Below are 5,952 nucleotides of genomic sequence, written 5' to 3'. Positions count from 1 at the left end.
ATTAGTTGACCACTACATAGGGCGTTTCCCTCCATTTTGTTACAGCTACCAAGCGTAGATAAAAAAAAGAAGCCATCATGGCATCCTTTTTCTTTGGGCTGCCGGGCTTATACCCGATAGAAATTTTTATACCACGCAACAAAGCGCGCCACGCCCTCTTCAACTAACGTCTGCGGCTTGAAGTCAATCACCTTATATAATGCGCTGGTATCGGCGCTGGTTTCCATCACGTCACCCGGCTGCATAGGCAGCATATTTTTCTGCGCAGTCTGCCCCAGAGCATTCTCCAGCGCTTCGATATACGACATCAGCGTAACGGGCTGGCTGTTGCCGATATTGTATACGCGGTAAGGCGCAGAGCTGGTTGCCGGGCTGCCGCTTTCAACCGTCCAGCTATTATCCGCCTGCGGGATAACATCCTGTAAGCGCAGAATAGCTTCGGCGATATCGTCAATATAAGTGAAATCACGACGCATCTGGTCGTGGTTATAGACATCGATTTTTTCACCCGCGATCATTGCGCGGGTAAATTTAAACAGCGCCATATCTGGGCGTCCCCACGGACCATAAACGGTGAAGAAGCGCAGACCAGTCGTAGGAATACCATATAAATGTGAATAGGTATGGGACATCAGCTCATTGGCTTTTTTGGTCGCGGCATACAGCGATACCGGGTGGTCAACCGAGTCGTCGGTTGAGAATGGCATCTTGCGATTTAATCCATACACCGAGCTGGAAGAGGCATATAACATATGCTCCGCCTGGTTATGGCGGCACCCTTCAAGAATATTGAGATGACCAATTAAATTGGCGTCGGCATAAGCCAGCGGGTTTTCTAAGGAATAACGCACACCCGCCTGCGCGGCGAGGTGAATGACACGCTGAAAGCGCTGAGTCTGGAACAGTTCGGCAATGCCTTCATGATCGGCGAGATCTCCTTTCACAAAGGTGAATTCGGGGTGGTTTTTAATCAGGTCAAGACGGGCTGTCTTAAGATTAACGTCGTAATAGTCATTCAGGTTGTCGAGCCCGACAACCTGGTGACCGGCAGTCAACAGGCGCAGGGAGACATGAAAGCCAATAAAGCCTGCTGCACCGGTAACCAGATATTTCATACTACCCTCATTTATTATGCAGTTTGAAGAGATGCTCCGCGGCCGATTGCATAATAAACAAAACCGCGCTTGCTGATTTTTTCTGGATCATACAGGTTACGACCATCAAAAATCACGGGTTCTTTTAGAGCATTTTTAATTACGTCAAAATCAGGTGCGCGGAAATTCTGCCATTCGGTACAGATGACCAAGCCATCTGCGCCCTGCAGGGCAGCTTCTTTAGTTCCCATCAGTTTGAGAGCGCTGCGGTGACCGTAGATACGCTGCGCTTCGTCCATTGCTTCCGGGTCGAAAGCCTGCACGGTTGCACCCGCCTGCCACAGTGACTCCATCAGCACGCGGCTGGAAGCTTCACGCATGTCGTCGGTGTTTGGCTTAAATGACAGCCCCCACAGTGCAAAGGTTTTGCCCTGCAAATTCTCACAGAAGTGACGCTTGATAAACGTCGGCAGTTTGGTCTTCTGCGAATCGTTGACATCTTCAACCGCCTGCAACAGACGCGGCTTATAGCCGATCTGCTCTGCGGTACGGATCAGCGCCTGAACGTCTTTCGGGAAGCAGGAGCCGCCGTAGCCACAGCCAGCATAAATGAATGAATAGCCGATTCGTGAATCAGAACCAATTCCCAGACGCACTTTTTCAACATCTGCACCCAAGCGTTCGGCTAGGTTAGAGATTTCATTCATAAAGCTGATTTTGGTCGCCAGTATGCAGTTTGCTGCGTATTTGGTCAATTCAGCACTACGAATATCCATCAGGATCATGCGATCGTGATTGCGGTTAAACGGCTCATACAGCTCGCGCAACAGTTCAACCACTTCATCGTTATCAGTACCGATAACAATACGCTCAGGCCGCATACAGTCGCTGACTGCTGCTCCTTCCTTCAGGAACTCAGGGTTGGAGACCACGTCAAAGGTCAGCTCAATGCCTCGCCCTTTCAATGTCTCTTCCATGACCTGACGCATACGGTCAGCTGTACCGACTGGCACAGTCGACTTGTCGAGCACCACTTTATGCTCTTGCATATGCTGAGCAATGGTACGCCCCACTGCGGTAACATATTTCAGGTCCGCTGAACCGTCTTCATCAGGTGGCGTACCTACCGCGATAAACTGCATAATCCCGTGGTTGACGCCAGCTGCTGCGTCAGTGGAGAACTTCAGGCGTCCGGCCTCATAGTTCTGTATAACCAGCGGCGTCAGGCCCGGTTCAAAAATAGGAATGATCCCTTTCTTCAGATTCTCGACTTTATTTTCGTCGACATCGATGCAAAGAACGTCATGTCCGACTTCGGCCAAAACCGCAGCCTGAACCAGACCAACATAGCCAATACCAAATACGGTGACTTTCATTGAATTGTCCCGGTTAGAAATTAAACTTACTTATTATTGCCTACGGTGCTTTCCAGCCACACTTTGAAATCGCTGCCCAACGTATTGTGACGCACACCGTATTCAACGAAGGCCTGCATATAGCCCAGCTTATTGCCGCAGTCGTGGCTCACACCTTTCAGGTAATAAGCTTCTACGGTCTCTTTTTCCATCAGCATGGCGATGGAGTCAGTCAGTTGGATCTCATCACCGGTGCTCGGAGGGGTTTTCGCCAGCAGTGACCAGATATCGGCAGAGAGAACGTAACGACCAACAACTACGAGGTTAGACGGTGCTTTGTCCGCTTTCGGCTTCTCAACCACACCAACCATTGGTGCGCTATCGCCAGGCTTCAGCTCTGCACCCTGGCAGTCAACTACGCCGTAAGCGGTCACGTCAGCGACTGGCTCAACCATAATCTGGCTGTGACCGGTTTCGTCGAAGCGCTTCATCATTTCAGCTAGGTTGTCTTTCGACAGGTCTGACTCATATTCGTCGAGGATAACGTCCGGCAGGATCACCGCAACTGGCTCATTGCCAATCACTGGCCATGCGCACATAACAGCATGACCGAGGCCTTTCGCCAGACCCTGACGAACCTGCATGATCGTTACGTGCGGTGGGCAGATAAACTGAATTTCTTCCAGCAGCTGGCGCTTAACGCGTTTTTCTAGCATTGCTTCCAGCTCGAAACTGGTATCGAAGTGGTTTTCAATCGAGTTTTTAGAAGAGTGCGTAACCAGCACAATCTCATTGATCCCAGCAGCGACACACTCGTTAACGACATACTGAATTAACGGCTTATCAACCAGCGGCAGCATTTCTTTTGGAATAGCTTTGGTGGCTGGCAGCATACGCGTTCCCAAACCAGCAACAGGGATAACCGCTTTTTTTACTTTAGACTTATAGGCAGACATCTAAGTACCTCTCTTTAGGCCGTTCAAGTTATTACTTGATATATCGAGTTTAAAACGAGTTGGCTATACCAGTTGAACCCACGCAGATTTATCCTAAATAAACCATTTAACGACATACTGAATTAACGGCTTATCGACCAGCGGCAGCATTTCTTTTGGAATAGCTTTGGTAGCTGGCTATATACGCGTTCCCAAAGCAGCAACAGGGATAACCGCTTTTTTTATTTTTTACTTTGGACTTATAGGCAGACATCTAAGCACCTCTCTTTAGGCCGTTCAAGTTATTACTTGATATGTCGAGTTTAAAACGAGTTGGCTATACCAGTTGAACCCACGCAGATTTATCCTAGATAAACCATTTTAGTGCAAATTAAGACTATTACCCGAGTGTAAAGCTTATCTATGGCCCTGTCTGCCAGAGCCAGATGAAAATAGTAAGGCAGCGGTTAATCCGTAGACAACATCAGGCGCAGTCGGCCTCCGGTGCCCCAAACTTGACACTGCCAGGCATCACACCGCTGGCTGATTTGATTAAGATGTGTGCTGCCCATGGTGCCAAGAGGGACACCATTGCTTAGCTGTATCTGGTGTGCATTAATATTGAGAGTGGAGTTTAAACCCGCAGAAACGAGAAGCAGATTCTTCAAACCCTGATGGTAGTAGCCCACCAACAGTGGAAATTGACCTTTCAGGTTGGCCTGCCGCAGCAGTAGATTGACCTGTTTTAACAGACCGCCCAGCTCGGGCAGCCGCTGCCCCTGTCCGGAAAGCTGCTCCTGCAGCAGTCCGTTAAACATGGCGCGTAGCAGTAATGCGGCCATCACGCCGTTATCGCCGGCTCGGGTGACATCGAGACAATAGAAAGCGAGATCGCGTTCCGATAATGCCGCCACGTCAAGCACCAGTCCTGGCTGCTCTGCCATCGTCAGCTGGCGATAGTTGATGCGACAGTTGGCCATCGTCTGCTGCACCGGCGGTTGCAGCTGCTTGAGGAGTTTGGCGGCGGCCTGCGGGTCACTGACCAGCGCGTCCCAGTCTTGAAAAAGCTGTTCGTCCTCTTCCACTTTAGAGGTAAACATTGATGGATAGAGGCACTCGAATACCGCTTCGCGCAGGCGCGCGAGGTCTTTAACCGGCTTGAGCAGCACATCCTGCACGCCCAAACGCAGGACGTGGGCGATATCCGACATATTCTCGGTGGCCGAGATAACCAAAATGGGTAATGAGTTTCCCTTGCTGCGCAGATGCTCAACCAGTTTGATACCGTCCATGCGTGGCATGGCGAGGTCGCAGATGATCAAATCCGGCAGAGAACGGCTCAGGATTTCCAGTGAGTGCATGCCGTCATCAGCCAACGTGACCACGGCACCTAGCGCAGAGAGAAAGTTATCCAGCAGAGAACGAAAAACGACTTCGTCCTCAACGAGGAGAATATGTTTTCCACTTAATAGTTTTTCCATTGCTTCCCCCTGGCATAGCAGATACCTCAATAGTGGTCTATAAACGCCCTTTATGCCTCTCAGAATTGGCCGAAGTAGTCGCTTTTTGACCACGCTATTGTTGCTTGTCACGGACCAGAGGTAACAATTTATCTATTTTTTTCTCAACGGACAGTCTCCCCGCATCAATGGCCTCTTCGGCCCGGTGGAAGTCTAGGGTAGAAATTTGCGGGCAGAAGGGTTGTAATAGCATATCTGGCGGGTCATCCGCCATACGATTGCGCTTCAACCGATTTTCCAGCACCTGTATAATAGAGGTAAACATGATCTCCATGGTGCCGGGTGTGTGATTTACTCTACGTAGCTTAAGGCCGCTAATGCGCTGACGCAGGCGGTCATTCCAGCTGTCAGGCTGCGGTAGAGGTTGCTTATCGCCGGATTCTGGCGTCACTGATAGCAAGTCCTGCTGCATCAGATGCGCATAGCGCTGCAAATCCATGGCAATAACGATATCAGCGCCCAGCGCACGCGTCAGGGAGATAGGTACCTAGTTGACCACCGCGCCATCTACCAGCCAGTAACCGTTCCAGCTCATCGGTGCCAGTAAACCGGTGAGCTGCATGTTAGTCACTGCCGCGCTGAAAGGTAAACCACATTGTTCGATATTATTTTCGCCAATCAACTCACGCACGTGACTAAACATGCGCTCACCGCGCGGCAGCCCACCTCGTTACCATGAAAAATCCATCAGGCGTATAACCTGCCAGTAGCTGAACAAGCGCACCCAGCGCTCCATCAGCGGCAGTCGCTGCGTAGCATATGCGATCCCGACCAAGGCACCTACGGAGCATCCGACCACGACGTCAATACAGATGCCGGCGCGTTCAAGAACATTTATCACCCCGATATGCGCCCATCCTTTCGCGGCACCCGAGGTAGACTCTTGGGACGTGGTGTAAATTCGGTAGATGTCACTCTGTGTATCAACGCAGAGCCCCATGAGCGCTGTGATGAGCGTGAGACCTATCACAACGGCTACCGTGACCGACAGTACAACACCCGGCTCGGCACGCTCGACCTGCGCATCCCCAAGCTGCGTGAAGGCTCG

General features: G+C 50.8%; 4 protein-coding genes and 3 pseudogenes. 1 reads left to right on the top strand and 6 read right to left on the bottom strand.

From position 1 onward, the window contains the following. Positions 1-107 precede the first annotated feature (107 nt). From BBW68_RS08145 to BBW68_RS08125, 6 genes and pseudogenes are all read right to left on the bottom strand, one after another. On the bottom strand, positions 108-1,115 hold the full coding sequence (locus tag BBW68_RS08145) for an NAD-dependent epimerase (RefSeq protein ID WP_070134827.1): 1,008 nt from the start codon (positions 1,113-1,115) through the stop codon (positions 108-110). A gap of 14 nt (positions 1,116-1,129) precedes the next feature. Continuing rightward, on the bottom strand, positions 1,130-2,470 hold the full coding sequence (locus tag BBW68_RS08140; protein WP_070134825.1) for a UDP-glucose dehydrogenase family protein: 1,341 nt from the start codon (positions 2,468-2,470) through the stop codon (positions 1,130-1,132). Positions 2,471-2,496: 26 nt separating this feature from the next. Then, a complete protein-coding gene (galU, locus tag BBW68_RS08135) occupies positions 2,497-3,405 on the bottom strand; it encodes a UTP--glucose-1-phosphate uridylyltransferase GalU (protein ID WP_070134823.1) in 909 nt (302 codons plus the stop codon). 108 nt (positions 3,406-3,513) lie between these two features. Then, positions 3,514-3,658: pseudogene (locus BBW68_RS17795) on the bottom strand (UTP--glucose-1-phosphate uridylyltransferase); the annotation flags it as partial. Between the two features lie 193 nt (positions 3,659-3,851). After that, positions 3,852-4,865, bottom strand: coding sequence for a two-component system response regulator RssB (gene rssB / locus BBW68_RS08130; RefSeq protein WP_070134821.1), 1,014 nt, complete (start codon positions 4,863-4,865; stop codon positions 3,852-3,854). A 94-nt stretch (positions 4,866-4,959) separates the two neighbouring features. Beyond that, positions 4,960-5,805, bottom strand: a pseudogene (locus BBW68_RS08125) (patatin-like phospholipase family protein). On the opposite strand from BBW68_RS08125, the pseudogene BBW68_RS16310 reads away from it, so the two are divergent. After that, positions 5,800-5,952, top strand: a pseudogene (locus BBW68_RS16310) (transposase); the annotation flags it as partial. The pseudogenes BBW68_RS08125 and BBW68_RS16310 overlap by 6 nt on opposite strands.

The organism is Candidatus Erwinia dacicola, assembly GCF_001756855.1.
GTDB classification, from domain to species: Bacteria; Pseudomonadota; Gammaproteobacteria; order Enterobacterales; family Enterobacteriaceae; genus Erwinia; species Erwinia dacicola.
The sequence above is the reverse complement of the archived record's forward strand: the minus strand, read 5'-3'. Positions and strand labels throughout refer to the sequence as shown.

Coding starts and splice junctions, on each gene's coding strand:
- galU (WP_070134823.1), bottom strand. CDS start 3,405: ATGTCTGCCTATAAGTCTAAAGTAAAAAAAGCGGTTATCCCTGTTGCT.
- rssB (WP_070134821.1), bottom strand. CDS start 4,865: ATGGAAAAACTATTAAGTGGAAAACATATTCTCCTCGTTGAGGACGAA.
- BBW68_RS08145 (WP_070134827.1), bottom strand. CDS start 1,115: ATGAAATATCTGGTTACCGGTGCAGCAGGCTTTATTGGCTTTCATGTC.
- BBW68_RS08140 (WP_070134825.1), bottom strand. CDS start 2,470: ATGAAAGTCACCGTATTTGGTATTGGCTATGTTGGTCTGGTTCAGGCT.